This is a genomic window from Serinibacter arcticus (assembly GCF_003121705.1).
In the GTDB taxonomy this organism is placed as follows: Bacteria; Actinomycetota; Actinomycetes; order Actinomycetales; family Beutenbergiaceae; genus Litorihabitans.
Map to the genome: position 1 here is coordinate 3,702,181 of NZ_PYHR01000002.1, position 14,950 is coordinate 3,717,130.

Here is a 14,950-nt window from a genome sequence, read left to right on the forward strand (position 1 = left end):
CACGTTACCCGGGGGTGACCAGACCTGTGGAGTAGGCCAGCACCACGGCCTGCACCCGGTCGCGCGATCCGGTCTTCGCGAGCACGTTGCTCACGTGCGTCTTCACGGTCGCCTCGGAGACGACGAGCTGGCGTGCGATCTCGGTGTTGGACAGGCCGTGACCGATGGCCGTGAGGACCTCGGTCTCGCGCGGGGTGAGCGTGCGCAGCGCGGGGTGGGTGCCCGCGTCCTCGCCCGCCACACCCGCGGGCAGCCGCTCGCCGAAGAGCTCGAGCATGCGTCGCGTGATCCGCGGCGAGACGACGGCGTCCCCGCTGGCCACGACGCGGATCGCGTCGATGAGCTCGGCGGGACGGGTGTCCTTGAGGAGGAAGCCGCTTGCCCCGGCGCGCAGCCCCGTGAAGGCGTACTCGTCGAGGTCGAACGTGGTGAGGATCAGCACGCGGGTGCGTGGGTGGGAGGCGGTGATCGCCGCCGTCGCGTCGATGCCGTTGCGGTTCGGCATCCGCACGTCCATGAGCACGACGTCGGGGTCCAGCGCCGCGACCATCCGCTCGGCGACGACGCCGTCGGCGGCCTCGCCGACGATCTCGATGTCGTCGGCGGTCTCCAGCACGAGGCGGAAGCCCGTGCGGAGCAGGGCCTGGTCGTCGACGAGCAGCACGCGGATCACGTCTCATCCTCCCAGGGCAGGACGGCGCGCACGCGCCACCCGGTCGCCGTCGGCCCGGCGTCGAGCGTCCCGCGGAACACCGCGACCCGCTCGCGCATGCCGATGAGCCCGCGGCCGCCACCCTCGGCCGGGGTGTGGGTGCCGGGTCCGGAGGTGTTGGACACCTCGACGACGACCGCGTCGGCCGTCCGCTCGAGCCGCACCCGGATCTCGCTGGCGAGCGGCGCGTAGCGCAGCACGTTCGTCAGCGCCTCCTGCACGATCCGGTAGACGGCGAGGCGCAGCCCGGAGTCCCCGGGGAGGGCCGCGCCCTCGTGCACCACGGCGACCGCGAGCCCCGCGGCCCGGAACTGGGTCACCAGCTCGTCGACACCCTGCGTCGGGGCGGGCTGCAGCAGCCCCGGTCCGGCGGCCGGCTCGTCGATCGCGCCGGCCTCGTTGCGCAGCACGCCGAGGACCCGTCGCATGTCGGCCAGCGCCGTCCGGCCCGTCTCGGAGACGTCGAGCATGGTGGTGCGGGCACGGGCGGGATCGCGTTCGGCGATGCCGGCCGCGCCGTCCGACAGCGTCACCATCACGGTGAGGGAGTGGGCCACGACGTCGTGCAGCTCGCGGGCGATCCGGCTCCGTTCGGCCACGACGGCGAGCTGCTCGCGCTGGTCGCGCTCGAGGGCGAGCCGGTTGCCGCGCTCGATGAGGGTGCTCACGTGCTGCCGCCGGTTGTAGACGCCGGTCCCGATCGCCAGCGCCACGAGGTTGAGGATCAGGATGAGGGCAGCACCCGTGATCTGGTACGTCAGCGTGCTGATCTGGATGCCGTCGTCCGTGGAGATGTCGATGGTGTCCACCACCGCGCCGCCCCACAGCAGGGCCGCGACGAGCACGAGCGTGGCCCCGCCGAACGCGGCCCACGAGCGGCGCGCCCCGCCGGACGCCGCGACCGCGTAGACGCAGAACGCCGTCGCGAGCTCGAGCCCGTTGGTGTTCAGGCTGACGACGGCGGCGACGGCGGCCAGCGCGGTGATGACGACGAGCGTCACCACCGGTGCCCGGCGACGCCACCAGAGCGCGACGGCGGCGGCCAGCATGCAGCCCAGAGCGGTGACGATCTGCGCCCGCGAGAGCTCGAAACCGGGGACGTCGGTGCCGATCACCATCGCCGAGAACAGCGCAGGAACCCCGAACCAGGCCATCACGAGGACATCCATGACGACCGGGTGCCGCACGAAGTACGCGCGGACGGGACCGAGCCGTCGGGTCGTGAGCTCGGTGAACTCCGGCTGGGGGACGGCGGGCGTGCCGGATCCCGGCGGCACCGGGGGTGCCACCGGGATCACGGGTCGGGAGTCGGTCACGAGGCTGGGCTCAGACGTCGCGCTTCTTGACGAGCGTTCCGGCGACGACCAGCACGACGGCGACGTAGCCGGCCAGGACCAGGCCACCCACCGCGGGGCTGAGCGTGGCGAAGTCCGCGGCCATCGCGTCGGCGGCGCCACCGACCGCCATCAACTGCTCGCCGGCCGGACCCGGCAGGTAGGCCATGACGTCGTTCGCCCAGCCCTGACCGAGGCCACCGAGGATCGTGAAGACGAGCGGCAGCATGAGCAGCACACCGAGGACGGCGGAGATCGCGCCGGCGGAGTTGCGCACGATCGTGCCGAGCCCGAGGGAGAGCAGGGCGATGAGCGCGAGGTAGGCGCCCGTCCCCGCGATGACACGCCAGGTGTCGCCGTCCGTGAGCGACACGGCGGCCACGTCCGGGAGGAGCGGCAGCGTGACGAGCCACGCGAGCAGCGTGCCGACGACGCCGGTGACGAACACGACGACGCCGACCACGAGGGCCTTGGCGGCCAGCACGTCCAGGCGGCGGGGGCGGCCGCCATCGTGGAGCGGATCATCCCGGTGGAGTACTCGCCGGAGATCGCGAGGGCGCCGAGCACGGCGACCGTGATCTGGCCGATGAAGTACCCGAACGTGATGGCCGAGGCGCCGAAGCTGCCGGCGCTGCCGGGTTCGCCCGCGCCGCCCATGTCCCCCGCCAGGGCGGAGACCGAGGCGGCGAAGATCGCGGAGATGCCGACCATGCCGAGCACGGTCAGGCCGAGGGTCCACCACGTGGAGCGGAGCGTCGTGAGCTTGATCCACTCCGAGCGCAGGAGGTGGAGGAAGGTGACGCGGCCGACGGCGGCGGTGGCCGAGGGCCGACGTGATGCCGGAGCGGCGGTGGGGGTGCTGAGCGCGGTCATGCCGCAGCTCCTTCCTGGACGTGGGTGCCGGCGGAGTGGTACTCGACCTCGTCGGCCGTGAGGGTCATGAAGGCCTCCTCGAGGGAGGCGCGCACCGGGGTGAGCTCGTGCAGCGCGATGCCGTGGCGCGCGGCGGTGTCGCCGATCACGGCGGCGTCGACGCCGCGGACGCTGAGCACGCCGGGCTCGGAGGCGCTGATGCTCACGCCGGAGGCCGCGAGCAGCTCGGCGAGCTGGGAGGCGCCGGGGGAGCGGACGGTGACGGAGGTGCCGGACGTCGCGTCGATGACCTGCTGCACCGGCCCGGACGTGAGGATCCGTCCGCGGCCGATCACGATGAGGTGGTCGGCGGTGATCGCCATCTCGCTCATGAGGTGCGAGGACAGGAAGACGGTGCGACCGTCGTCGGCCAGGTAGCGCACCATCGTGCGGACCCACTTCACACCCTCGGGGTCGAGGCCGTTGACCGGCTCGTCGAGGATGAGCGTGCGGGGGTCGCCGAGCATCGCCGCGGCGATCCCGAGGCGCTGGCCCATGCCGAGGGAGAACCCGCCGACGCGCTTGTTCGCGACGGCGCCGAGCCCGGTCATGTCGATGACCTCGTCGACGCGGCGGGCCCCCATGCCGTGCGTGGCGGCGAGGGCGCGGAGGTGGTTGCGGGCGCTGCGGCCCGTGTGGACCGCCTTCGCCTCGAGGAGCGCGCCGACCTCGTGCAGCGGGGAGGCGTGGTCCGCGTACGGCTTGCCGTTCACGGTGACGTGGCCGGAGGTCGGAGCGTCCAGGCCGACGATCATGCGCATCGTGGTCGACTTGCCGGCGCCGTTCGGTCCGAGGAAGCCGGTGACGGTCCCCGGCTCGACGACGAACGAGACGCCGTCGACGGCCGTCTTCGTCCCGTACCGCTTGGTGAGGTTCGTGGCCTCGATCATCGGCGGGTGCTCCTTGTCTCGGTGGTGCTGCGTGTCGTGCTCATGCCTCGACGTTAGGCCCGCGCCGTCCGCGGGGGAGCGGGCGACAGGGGGATCTTGGCTGCACGCCTCTCCCTCGCGGGGATGAGCCGGTCCCCTCCGGGAGGGACGACGGCGGGTCGGCGTCCCTGAGATCTCGCCCCGACCTGCCCGATCGGGTGCCCCCGACCGTCGAGTCTGGGAACATAGACGCATCGGGGAACGTTCTCCCCAGTGTCACCCGGCACACGCCCACACCTCAGGAGTCTCGCGTGAGCAACCCGTACTTCAGCAACGATCCCTACTTCGGGGAGAGCGAGAAGGCGCGCAAGCAGCGCGCCTCCCTCGGTGTCCCCGCCGTCCCGCAGCCGGCGCCCGGGCAGCAGCCCTACGGCGCCGCGGCCTACGGCAGCGCGCCCTCGGGCACGCAGACGCTGACCCCCGGCCCGACGGACCGCCTCGAGCACGCCTACAGCATGCCGGCGGCCTCGCCCTCCCAGACCGGGCGGATGACGTACGACGACGTCATCATGAAGACCGGCCTGGTGCTGGGCACCGTCATCCTGTTCGGCGCGCTGAACTGGTTCGGCCCGGCCGCGATCGGTATGCCCGGCCTGCAGATGCCGCTGCTGTTCGTCGGTGCCATCGGTGGACTGGTCCTCGGCCTGGTCAACTCGTTCAAGCGCGAGCCGTCGCCGGCCCTGATCATGGCCTACGCGGCCCTCCAGGGTCTGTTCATGGGCGGCATCAGCTTCATCTTCGAGTCGCAGTGGTCCGGCATCGTCATGCAGGCGCTCCTCGCCACGGTCGCCACCTTCACCGCCGTGCTCCTGCTCTTCAAGAGCGGCAAGGTGCGCAACACCCCCAAGTTCCAGCGCATCGTCATGGTGTCGCTCGTGGGCTACGCGCTCTTCTCGCTCGTCAACCTCGTCCTCATGTGGACCGGCGTGATGGGCAACGCGTGGGGCCTGCGCGGCGTGACGATCATGGGCATCCCGCTCGGCGTCATCATCGGTGTCGCGGCCGTCGTCCTGGCCGCCGCCACGCTCGTGATCGACTTCGACGGCATCCAGCGCGGTGTTCAGCGCGGCGCCCCCGCCCGCTACGCCTGGTCGGCCGCGTTCGGCCTCGCTGTCACGCTGATCTGGATGTACCTCGAGTTCCTCCGCCTCCTCGCGATCCTGCGGGGCGACTGACCCCTCACCCTCCCGGGTGGTGCACGCGTGACCGACGGCCGGTCCCCGGAAGGGGGCCGGCCGTCGTCGTTCGACGACACGTGCGCGTCACGCGGAGGTGCGACAGTGGGGGCATGCCCGACTCCGCCCCCCGGACCGCCACGTCCCCGTACGCCGAGGCCGGCGCCGTCGTTCGCCACACCGTCGTGGAGGACGTGTTCGGCATCCTGACCGGGGCGTTCATCGCCTCGCTCGGCCTCAGCCTGCTCCAGTCCGTCGACGCCGTGACGGGCGGGACCGCCGGTCTGGCGCTCCTGCTCAGCTATGCGCTCCCGGTACCGTTCGGCCTCCTGTTCTTCGCGGTGAACGTGCCGTTCTTCCTGATCGCGATCCGAGCACGCGGCTGGTCGTTCACGCTCCGCAGCGCGGCCTCGGTGGCGCTCGCGGCCGCGCTGGCCTCGCTCCATCCCTTCGCGCGGCTCGCGGAGACGGCGGGGCTGGAGCTGACCCCGATCTACGCCATCGTGACCGGAAACTTGCTCGCCGGCGTCGGGCTCCTCATGCTGTTCCGCCACCGCTCGAGCCTCGGCGGGTTCAACATCCTGGCCCTCACTCTGCAGGACCGGCTCGGCTGGAGCGCCGGCTACGTGCAGATGGGGCTCGACGTCGGCGTCATCCTCCTGGCGCTCACGGTCGTGCCGGCGCCGACCGTCGCGCTGTCGGCCCTCGGCGCCGTGGTGCTGAGCCTGGTGCTCGTGCTCAACCACAAGCCCGGCCGCTACCTCGGCACCTGACGCGCCGTGCGCCGTCGCGCGTCCGCAGGCGCGAGGTCCGGGGTGGTGCGGGCTGCTCGGGGGTGGTCCTGCGGTTCGGGCGCATCTCGCGCCGAGCGCCGCCCGCCGTCCTAGGGTGATCGGGTGGCCTTCTTCGACCTCCCGCCCGAGCAGCTGGAAACCTACCGACCGGAGCTGGCGACGCCGCCCGACCTGGCCGACTTCTGGAACTCCACCATCGCCGAGGCCCGGGCGTTCGACCTCGACGTCGCGCTCGTCCCCGTCGCCTCCGGACTCACGGCGATCGACGTCTACGACGTCACGTTCTCCGGCTTCGGCGGCCACCGCATCAAGGGTTGGTTCCTGCGCCCCACGGGCGACGCCGTCGTCCCCGCCGTCGTGGAGTACATCGGCTACGGCGGCGGACGCGGGGCTCCCCACGAGCGCCTGGCCTGGGCCGCCGCCGGCTGGGGCCACCTCGTGATGGACAACCGCGGTCAGGGCTCCACCTGGGGCGTGGGCGGCGCGACGCCGGACCCGGCCCCCGGCGGCCAGGGCGTCCCCGGATTCATGACGCGCGGCATCGCGGACCCGCACGAGCACTTCTACCGCCGACTGTTCACCGACGGCGTCCGCGCGGTCGACGCCGTCCGCACGATCCCCGGGGTCGACCCGGCCCGGGTCGCGGTCGCGGGAGGCTCCCAGGGCGGGGCCGTGACGCTGGCGGTCGCCGGTCTCGTGCCCGACCTCGTCGCCGCGATGCCGGACGTCCCGTTCCTCAGCCACATCGACCGCGCCCTCACGCTGACGGACGCCTACCCCTACCGCGAGCTCGCCGACTACCTCCGCACGCACCGCGGCGCCGAGGAGGGCGTGCGGCGCACGATGTCCTACTTCGACGTGGCCGGTCTCGCCCGCGGGGCCACCGCGCCCGCGCTGTTCTCCGTCGCGCTGATGGACCTGACGTGCCCGCCGTCCACCGTCTACGCGGCCTACAACCACTACGGCCACCCCGACGGCAGCGCGATCGACGTCTACCGCTTCAACGGCCACGAGGGCGGCGAGGCGCTGCGCTGGGCCAGGCACCGGGAGTTCCTCGCGGGTGTGCTCGGAGGGTCGAACTAGGCTGGACCCGAACCGCCGGGCGCTGGCCCGGCCCCCCGCTCGAAAGGCAGACCATGTCGACCCTCCCCACCGCCTCCGGCACGTTCGGTGACAAGCCCGTCCTGACGTTCCCCGAGACCGCCGCTCCTGCCGAGCTCGAGGTCGTCGTCCTCGAGCAGGGCACGGGCGAGGAGGTGCGCGCCGGTCAGTCGATCGACGTGAACTACTACGGCCAGGTCTGGAACGGCGCGATGTTCGACAACTCCTACGACCGCGGCTCCTCGATCCAGTTCCCGATCGGCGTCGGCGCCGTCATCTCCGGCTGGGACGACTCGCTCGTGGGCAAGCAGATCGGCTCCCGCGTCCTGGTCTCCATCCCGCCGCACCTGGGCTACGGCGAGCGCGGCATGCCGGCCGCCGGCATCGGCGGCACGGACACGCTCGTGTTCGTCGTCGACATCATCGGCGCTCGCTGAGCACCGAGGCTCCAGAGCCATCGTGAGTGACGACCCGGGCGCGGGCGGCCAGGCCGCCGTCGAGGCGCTGCGCGAGATCGCGTTCTGGCGCGAGCGCGCCCGGGTCGACACCCACCGCGTGAAGGCCTACCGGAAGGCGGCCGACGCCGTCGAGGCCCTCGCGCCCGAACGGGTCGCCGAGCTCGGCACCACCGCCACCGCCTGGCAGCGGATCCCGGACGTCGGCGCCTCCACGGCCAAGGCGATCGTCTCCGCGCTGGAGGGGTCCGTGCCGGACGCACTGGCCAAGGCGCGCGCCGAGGCCACCCCCACGCTCTCGCCCGACGACGTCGCCGGGGCCGAGCTGTTCGCCCACGCCCGCGGCGACCTCCACATGCACACCATCGCGTCCGACGGCGGGAGCCCGCTGGAGGAGATGGTCCGGGTGGCGGCACGGCTGGGCCGCGAGTACGTCGCGATCTCCGACCACTCGCCGCGGCTGCGGATCGCCAACGGACTCAGCCCCGCGCGTCTGCGCGCCCAGATCGAGGAGGTCGCCGACCTCAACGCCGTGCTGGAGGACGAGGGCACCGGCATCCGGGTGCTGACGGCGATCGAGGTCGACATCCTCGACGACGGTTCGCTCGACCAGGAGCCCGCGCTCCTCGAGGAGCTCGACGTCGTCGTCGGCTCGGTGCACTCCGAGCTGCGCATGGAGTCGGCCGCGATGACGCGGCGGATGGTCCGCGCCGTCGCGAACCCGCACCTCGACGTGCTCGGCCACTGCACCGGCCGGCTGGTCGAGGGCGCGCGCGGCACCCGCCCGCAGTCGCAGTTCGACGCCGAGATCGTGTTCGAGGCGTGCCGCGAGTACGGCACCGCCGTCGAGATCAACGCCCGTCCCGAGCGACGCGATCCGCCGGACGATCTCATCGACCTGGCGCTGGACGCCGAGGTCCTGTTCGCGATCGACTCCGACTCCCACGCCCCGGGCCAGCTCGACTGGCTCGCGCTGGGCTACTCCCGGGCGGCCGCGCGCGGCGTGCCCGCGGAGCGGATCATCACGACCTGGCCGCTGGAGCGGCTGCTGAGGTGGACCGAGACCCGCGAGGTCTGAGCCGCCCCGCGATCCGCGAGGACCTCACCACGGCGCCGTGATGAAGATGTCGAACAGGTGGGGGTTGTGGGCGTGCACGAGCACCATGAACACGACGGCGTCGAACAGCAGGTGCACCGTGACGACGTAGGTGAGCGACTTCGTCAGCGCGAACGTCCAGCCCTGGATGAGCGCGAACGGGATCGTCAGCAGCGGCCCCCACGACCGGTAGCCGAGCTCCCACAGGAACGAGACGAACACGACGGCCTGCAGCACGTTCGCGAGCCAGAGCGGCACGTGCCGGCGGTAGAGCGCGAACACGATGCAGACGAAGAACAGCTCGTCCCAGATGCCGACCGCGTTGACGCCGAGGAACAGCCGCCCGATCTCGTTCCCGGTCTCGATCGCCGGCCAGTTGAGGTAGGCGCCCGAGCGCAGGAAGTAGGCGGGCAGGATGAGGTAGCCCGCGACCACCACGAAGATCAGGTACAGCCAGGCTGGCCGTGACCACCGCTGGCCGGTGCGCAGCGGGAAGGTCACGGCGTCGCGCGCGACGAACCGCCGCGCCAGCAGCGCCGGGACCACCACGGAGAACGAGAGCACGACGGCGAAGCGCGCGATCCCGGCGTTCGTCAGGTCGGCGGCGAGGTTGATCGAGGAGAGGGCGACGAGCCCGACGGCGACGATCGTCAGGGTCCGCGCGAGCACCCGGTCCACGACGACGGCGAGGCCCACGCCCGCGGCCAGGAGGGCCCAGCCCGCGGGCCGCTCCAGCATCACGAGGAGGGCGACGGCGCTCGCGCTCACCATGGCCATCGCCACCACGCCCCACGCGGAGGTCGGGGTGACGGGGCCCGCGCCCCGGCCCTGGGGGAGGGCGTGGGAGAGATCGCCGTCGGGCGTCGGACCGTGCGAGGGGGCGGCGCTCATCTGCCCAGTCTGCCTCGGATCCCAGGCGGGCCCTGGATGTGAGGTGCGTCACAGTAAGGTGCAAGGCCGTTGCAAGTTTTGCAGCGCTCACCTTGGTGAACGTGAGGTGGCGCACGTGGGGCGCCACGCCGGGTCGGGTGCCAAGCCACCCCGGAGTCGCTAGCGTGGCTGCCGTGCCAGAGACCAGCAGCCCCGTGACCGAGAACGTCCCCGTGGAGGAGGTGCCGGAGACGGCCGCCACCCTCGTCGCGAGCCACCCGCTGGCGCTCGCCCCCGTGACCGCCCCGCCGAGCTCGGTGGACGGTTTCGTGCGCGAGTTCCTGCGCGAGCTGAACTTCGGTCAGGGTGTGGCCCTGTCCGCCTCGACGGTGAACGACCAGTACCTGGCCCTGGCCAAGACGGTCCGCCACTACCTGATGGCTCGCTGGGCCGAGACGATGCGTCGTCAGCGCGAGACCCAGGCCAAGGGTGTCGCCTACCTCTCGGCCGAGTACCTCCTGGGACGTCAGCTCGGCAACGCGCTGCTCGCGACCGACCTGACCGACACCGTCGAGGAGGGCCTCGCGAAGTGCGGCATCTCGCTCGCCGACCTGCGAGCCCAAGAGGTCGAGCCCGGCCTCGGCAACGGTGGCCTCGGCCGCCTCGCGGCCTGCTTCATCGACTCGCTCGCGACGATGAGCGTGCCGTGCATCGGCTACGGCATCCGCTACGAGTACGGCATCTTCCGCCAGACCTTCGTCGACGGCCGTCAGGTCGAGCAGCCGGACTCCTGGCTCGCCCTCGGCGCCCCGTGGGAGTTCCCCCACCCCGAGAACGCCCGCCGCATCTCCTTCGGGGGCTCGGTCGAGACGGTCACGGACGAGGCCGGCACCGAGCGCCGTCGCTGGGTCCCGGCGTGGGACGTCAACGCGGTGCCGTACAACTACATGGTTCCCGGGTTCCAGAACGGCCGCGTGAACACGCTGCGCCTCTGGCGCGCCCAGGCCACCGACGCGTTCGACCTGAAGATCTTCAACTCGGGCGACTACGAGGAGGCCGTGCGCGCGCAGACGTTCGCGGAGAACATCTCCAAGGTGCTCTACCCCGAGGACTCCACGCCCCAGGGCAAGGAGCTGCGCCTGCAGCAGCAGTACTTCTTCGTCGCGGCCTCGATCGGCGACTTCCTCGACCAGCAGCTCCCCGAGGACTTCGACCTGACGAAGCTGCCCGAGCGGATCATCTTCCAGCTCAACGACACCCACCCCGTCATCGGCGTGCCCGAGCTCATGCGCGTCCTCGTGGACGAGAAGGGTCTGGAGTGGGACGCCGCGTGGGCGATCACCCAGAAGTGCTTCGCCTACACCTGCCACACGCTCCTGCCGGAGGCGCTCGAGGTCTGGTCGGTCGACCTGCTCGGCAAGCTGCTGCCGCGCCACCTCGAGATCATCTACCGGATCAACGAGGAGTTCCTCGTCGAGGTGCGCAAGGCGTTCGGCGACGACGAGCTGCGCGTCCGTCGCATGTCGATCATCGCCGAGCACCCCGAGCGGTCGGTGCGGATGGCCTACCTCGCCACGGTCGCGGGCTCGAAGGTCAACGGCGTCGCCGCCCTGCACAGCCAGCTGCTGCGCGACAAGGTGCTTCCGGACTTCGACGAGTTCTACCCGGGCAAGTTCACGAACGTCACGAACGGCATCACGCCCCGCCGCTTCATCCGCCTCGCGAACCCGGCGCTGTCCGAGCTCATCACCGACGCCATCGGCGTCGGCTGGCTGACGGACCTCGAGCGGCTGCGCGGGCTGGAGTCCTTCGCCGAGGACGAGGAGTTCCGCGAGCGCTTCCGCGACGTGAAGGCCTCCAACAAGCGTCGCCTGAACAAGGTCCTCGTCGAGCGTGACGGCTTCACCGTGCACGACGACCACCTGCTCGACGTCATGGTGAAGCGTCTGCACGAGTACAAGCGCCAGTCGCTCAAGCTCCTGCACATCGTGACGACCTACGACCGGATCATCTCCGGCGAGGTCGCGGCGGCCGACGTCACGCCGCGTACGTTCATCTTCGGAGCCAAGGCCGCACCCGGCTACAAGATGGCGAAGGAGATCATCCACCTGATCAACGCCGTCGGGGCGACGGTCAACTCCGACCCGCGCGTCGAGGACCGCCTCAAGGTGATCTTCCCGCCGAACTACAACGTGACGCTCGCCGAGAAGGTCATCCCGGCGGCCGACCTGTCCGAGCAGATCTCGCTCGCCGGCAAGGAGGCCTCGGGCACCGGCAACATGAAGTTCGCGCTCAACGGTGCCCTCACGATCGGCACGGACGACGGTGCGAACGTCGAGATCCGTGAGCTCGTCGGCAACGACAACTTCTTCCTGTTCGGGATGCTCGAGCCCGAGGTCGAGGCGCTCCAGGCCAAGGGCTACGTGCCGAGCTCGTTCTACGAGGCGGACGCGAACCTGCGTCGGGCGATCGACCTGATCTCCTCCGGCGCCTTCTCGAACGGCGACCGCAAGGTCTTCGAGCCCGTCGTGTCGAACCTGCTCTACGAGGACCGCTTCATGGTCCTGGCGGACTACGCCGCCTACATCGACGCCCAGGCGCGGGTCGACGCCGCGTACTCCGACGTCGAGGGCTGGACCCGGTCGGCGATCCTCAACGTCGCGCGCTCGGGTTTCTTCTCCTCCGACCGCTCGATGCGCGACTACATCGACCGCATCTGGGGCACGCCGCCGTCGTTCTGACCGGCACGGACGCCGCTGCTGACGCGATCACGGGCGGGTTCGGGACCTCAGGGGTCCCGGGCCCGCCCGTTCGCCGTCGCGGGCGCATGACCGCTGCAGCGGCAAGCCGAACCACCGGAGCGGCGATGGTCGCCGTTGCGGGAGGGCGAACCGCCCTGACCTGCGACGACGCTCGGCGAGCTGGTCGCCGGGCCGAGGATCGCCGCTGGAGCGATTCCGGGTGCCGCTGGAGTGGCGGTGCGCGACGGCGGAGGCGGCGCCGCGAGGGCGGCCGTCAGACGCCGCGGGTGGGGCCCGCGGCGAAGCGCGCCACGGCGTCGAGCGTCGCCCGCCGCACCTGCGGGTGGTCGACCACCCGGAAGTGACCCACGACGTCGACGACGACGTTCTCCGCCCCGGCCAGCGCGCTGCCGCCCGGGATGTGCGGGTCGAACGAGGCGTAGACCGACACGATCCGGGGATCGACCTCGTGCCGGGCCCGCAGCGAGCCGAGGTGGGGATCGAGGTCGCTGAGGAGGCGGACCGTCGGGTCGGGGAACCAACGGGCGTGGCGCGAACCGCCGAACGGGGTGCTGATGGCGACCATGCCGAGCACCCGGTGCCCGATGGGGCCGAGCATCAACGCCTTGCCGATCAGTCCACCCTTGGAGTGCGCGACGATCACGAGCCGGTCGGTGCCGCTCGCGCGCAGCCGACGCGCGACGACGCGGGCCGAGGTGCGCAGCGCCCCGAGGTTGCGTCCCAGCTCGGGGACGACGACGACGGGGTGACCCGCCTCGTTCAGCGCCCGTGCGAGACGCTCGAGCGACTGCCACGGCTCGTAGATGCCGGGGAGGATCAGGACTGGCACACCGTCGCCGGTCGCGAACGACGGGGGCGGGTCCGGACGCAGCCACGCGCGGAGCTGGATGGCGAGGATGTGCCGGTAGTCGTCGATCCGGCCGACGGTGCGCGCGACCCAGCCGGGGACACGGCGTCGGGCGATCACCGCTCGACGTCCTCCCCGCCGCCGCCCGGCTCCGAGTCGCCCGGCTGGGAGTCGCTGCTGGGGACGGCGAGTCCCACCTGATCACCGAGCTGCGCCGCGATCTCGGCGTCCACCTCCGCGTCGACGGCGGCCGCCTCCTCCTCGGTCCCGACCGCCAGGCCGTCGGGGGAGGCGGCGGGGTGGTGCCCGTCGAGGTGCGTGCCGTCGAGCTCGTCGCCGTCGGCGTGCGCGAGCACGAGCGCCGCCGTCTCGGCGAAGTGCTCGTAGACGACGGCGTGCGAGGCGCCCTCGATCTCGGCGTGGGAGGCGCGGGCGGCCGCCGCGGTGAGCTCCTCGATCCACCCCTGGGGAGCGATGCCGTCCCACGATCCGCGCAGGACGAGCAGACGTGCACGGACGGCCGCGATGCGGTCCTCGATCCGGTAGTCCAGCAGTGCGGGCAGCACCCGCATCATCCAGTGCGGGCCGCAGCGCAGGTAGCCGGCGATGGCCTGCTGGCGGGTGCCGAAGGACTCGTGCAGCGAGCTCTGGGCCAGCCGCAGCACCTGCCAGCCCGGGCTGCGCTCGCTGGCGTTGACCGGGGGGCCGATCAGGACGCTGCGGGTGGCGAGCTCGGGGTGGCGTGCCAGCGTCTCGACGACGACCTGGGCGCCCATCGAGTGGCCCACGAGCACCGGGTCCTGCACGCCCTCGCGCTCGCACCAGGCGGCGACGACGTCGGCGAACCCGCCGATCCCGAGGGCCTGCCCGGCGTGCGGGACGCCGTCGAAACCGGGCAGGTCGAGCAGGTAGACGACGCCGGCTCGCGCCAGCCGCGCGGCCAGCGGCTCGAAGTAGTAGGAGGAGACGCCCAGGCCGTGCACCAGCACGAACGTGTGGCGGGGGCCGGGGCGGACGGCGTCGGGCTCGACGTCGTCGACGCTCATGCGCCACACCCGGAGGTACTCACCCGCCACCCGCATCCGCTGGATGCGCACGTTGAGGCCGTTGGGGGCGAGCTTCGCCTTGTCGAGTCGGGGCACCGCTCGAGGCTACCCGCGACGGTGGCGGCGGGCGCAGCCCGGTCACGGAGCGGCCCGCTCGAGCGGCACCCGGGCTCGTCCCGGGCGCCGCCCCGCGAGGATCGGGTCAGCGGGCGAAGGCCACGCCGGTGGCGTGCACGGGGCAGTAGCCCGTCGGGTTCACGACCAGGTACTGCTGGTGGTAGCCCTCGGCGTACCAGAACGGTCCGGCCTCGTCCGCGCCGCGGGCGTCGGTCGTGATCTTGCCGTACCCGGCCTCGGTGAGGCGCGGCTGGTAGGCCGCACGGCTGGTCTCGTACGCCGCCTGCTGCTCCGGCGTCGTCCAGAAGAACGCGGACCGGTACTGGGTGCCGCGGTCGTTGCCCTGGCGATAGACCTGGGTGGGGTCGTGCATCGTCCAGAACACCTCGAGCAGCTGCTCCGTGCTCACGACGGCGGGGTCGTAGGCGACGAGGACGGTCTCGGTGTGGCCGGTGCGGCCCGTGCACGTCTCCTCGTAGGTCGGGTTCGGGGTGAACCCGCCCATGTAGCCGACGGCGGTCGTGACGACTCCGGGGATCTGCCAGAAGTGCTTCTCCTCGCCCCAGAAGCAGCCCATCGCGACGTAGAGCACCTGCGTGCCCTCGGGCCACGGCCCTCGCAGCGGGGTGCCGAGGACACGGTGGGTGCCGGGGACGGAGTACGCCGGCTGCTCGCGACCGGGCAGCGCCTCGGAAGCGGTGACCATGGTGGGGGCCTGCTTGAAGAACATGGGGGCTCCTTTCGCCACCTGGTGGAACGTCGGGCCGGGCCGTGGTGTTCCACCAGTCGCGCCCCGGTGG

14 protein-coding genes are annotated in these 14,950 nt (G+C 72.0%); 6 read left to right on the forward strand and 8 right to left on the reverse strand.

What is annotated here, in order from left to right; all coding sequences use genetic code 11:
* Positions 1–4: 4 nt before the first annotated feature.
* From C8046_RS16465 to C8046_RS16485, 4 genes are all read right to left on the reverse strand, one after another.
* On the reverse strand, positions 5–673 hold the full coding sequence (locus C8046_RS16465) for a response regulator (RefSeq protein WP_109230376.1): 669 nt from the start codon (positions 671–673) through the stop codon (positions 5–7).
* Complete coding sequence (locus C8046_RS16470; protein ID WP_109230377.1) at positions 670–2,028, reverse strand: sensor histidine kinase; 1,359 nt, start codon at positions 2,026–2,028, stop codon at positions 670–672. The genes C8046_RS16465 and C8046_RS16470 overlap by 4 nt, the downstream gene beginning before the upstream one ends.
* Before the next feature lie 10 nt (positions 2,029–2,038).
* Positions 2,039–2,530: a hypothetical protein gene (locus C8046_RS16475; protein ID WP_109230378.1), complete on the reverse strand. Its 492-nt coding sequence runs from the start codon at positions 2,528–2,530 to the stop codon at positions 2,039–2,041.
* Positions 2,531–2,915: 385 nt separating this feature from the next.
* Positions 2,916–3,848, reverse strand: coding sequence for an ABC transporter ATP-binding protein (locus C8046_RS16485; RefSeq protein ID WP_109230380.1), 933 nt, complete (start codon positions 3,846–3,848; stop codon positions 2,916–2,918).
* A gap of 290 nt (positions 3,849–4,138) precedes the next feature.
* Here C8046_RS16485 and C8046_RS16490 point away from each other — a divergent pair, with 290 nt between their 5' ends.
* From C8046_RS16490 to C8046_RS16510, 5 genes are all read left to right on the forward strand, one after another.
* Positions 4,139–5,062: a Bax inhibitor-1/YccA family membrane protein gene (locus tag C8046_RS16490; RefSeq protein ID WP_109230381.1), complete on the forward strand. Its 924-nt coding sequence runs from the start codon at positions 4,139–4,141 to the stop codon at positions 5,060–5,062.
* Positions 5,063–5,175: 113 nt separating this feature from the next.
* The gene (locus C8046_RS16495) at positions 5,176–5,835 is read left to right on the forward strand and encodes a YitT family protein (RefSeq protein WP_109230382.1); all 660 of its coding nucleotides are present in this window, start codon (positions 5,176–5,178) and stop codon (positions 5,833–5,835) included.
* Between the two features lie 123 nt (positions 5,836–5,958).
* A complete protein-coding gene (locus C8046_RS16500; RefSeq protein ID WP_109230383.1) occupies positions 5,959–6,939 on the forward strand; it encodes an acetylxylan esterase in 981 nt (326 codons plus the stop codon).
* A 53-nt stretch (positions 6,940–6,992) separates the two neighbouring features.
* On the forward strand, positions 6,993–7,394 hold the full coding sequence (locus tag C8046_RS16505) for an FKBP-type peptidyl-prolyl cis-trans isomerase (protein ID WP_109230384.1): 402 nt from the start codon (positions 6,993–6,995) through the stop codon (positions 7,392–7,394).
* A 22-nt stretch (positions 7,395–7,416) separates the two neighbouring features.
* On the forward strand, positions 7,417–8,490 hold the full coding sequence (locus C8046_RS16510; RefSeq protein WP_109230385.1) for a PHP domain-containing protein: 1,074 nt from the start codon (positions 7,417–7,419) through the stop codon (positions 8,488–8,490).
* 24 nt (positions 8,491–8,514) lie between these two features.
* Here the strand turns inward: C8046_RS16510 and C8046_RS16515 are convergent, their stop codons facing one another.
* Positions 8,515–9,399 (reverse strand): type II CAAX prenyl endopeptidase Rce1 family protein, encoded by an 885-nt coding sequence (locus tag C8046_RS16515; RefSeq protein WP_419183565.1) that lies wholly within the window; start codon positions 9,397–9,399, stop codon positions 8,515–8,517.
* A gap of 221 nt (positions 9,400–9,620) precedes the next feature.
* Between C8046_RS16515 and C8046_RS16520 the strand changes: the two genes are divergently transcribed.
* Positions 9,621–12,119: a glycogen/starch/alpha-glucan phosphorylase gene (locus C8046_RS16520; RefSeq protein ID WP_109231002.1), complete on the forward strand. Its 2,499-nt coding sequence runs from the start codon at positions 9,621–9,623 to the stop codon at positions 12,117–12,119.
* A gap of 274 nt (positions 12,120–12,393) precedes the next feature.
* Here the strand turns inward: C8046_RS16520 and C8046_RS16525 are convergent, their stop codons facing one another.
* From C8046_RS16525 to msrA, 3 genes are all read right to left on the reverse strand, one after another.
* The gene (locus tag C8046_RS16525; protein WP_109230386.1) at positions 12,394–13,107 is read right to left on the reverse strand and encodes an alpha/beta hydrolase; all 714 of its coding nucleotides are present in this window, start codon (positions 13,105–13,107) and stop codon (positions 12,394–12,396) included.
* Positions 13,104–14,129, reverse strand: coding sequence for an alpha/beta fold hydrolase (locus C8046_RS16530; RefSeq protein ID WP_109230387.1), 1,026 nt, complete (start codon positions 14,127–14,129; stop codon positions 13,104–13,106). The genes C8046_RS16525 and C8046_RS16530 overlap by 4 nt, the downstream gene beginning before the upstream one ends.
* A gap of 106 nt (positions 14,130–14,235) precedes the next feature.
* Complete coding sequence (gene msrA / locus C8046_RS16535; RefSeq protein WP_109230388.1) at positions 14,236–14,880, reverse strand: peptide-methionine (S)-S-oxide reductase MsrA; 645 nt, start codon at positions 14,878–14,880, stop codon at positions 14,236–14,238.
* Positions 14,881–14,950: the final 70 nt, after the last annotated feature.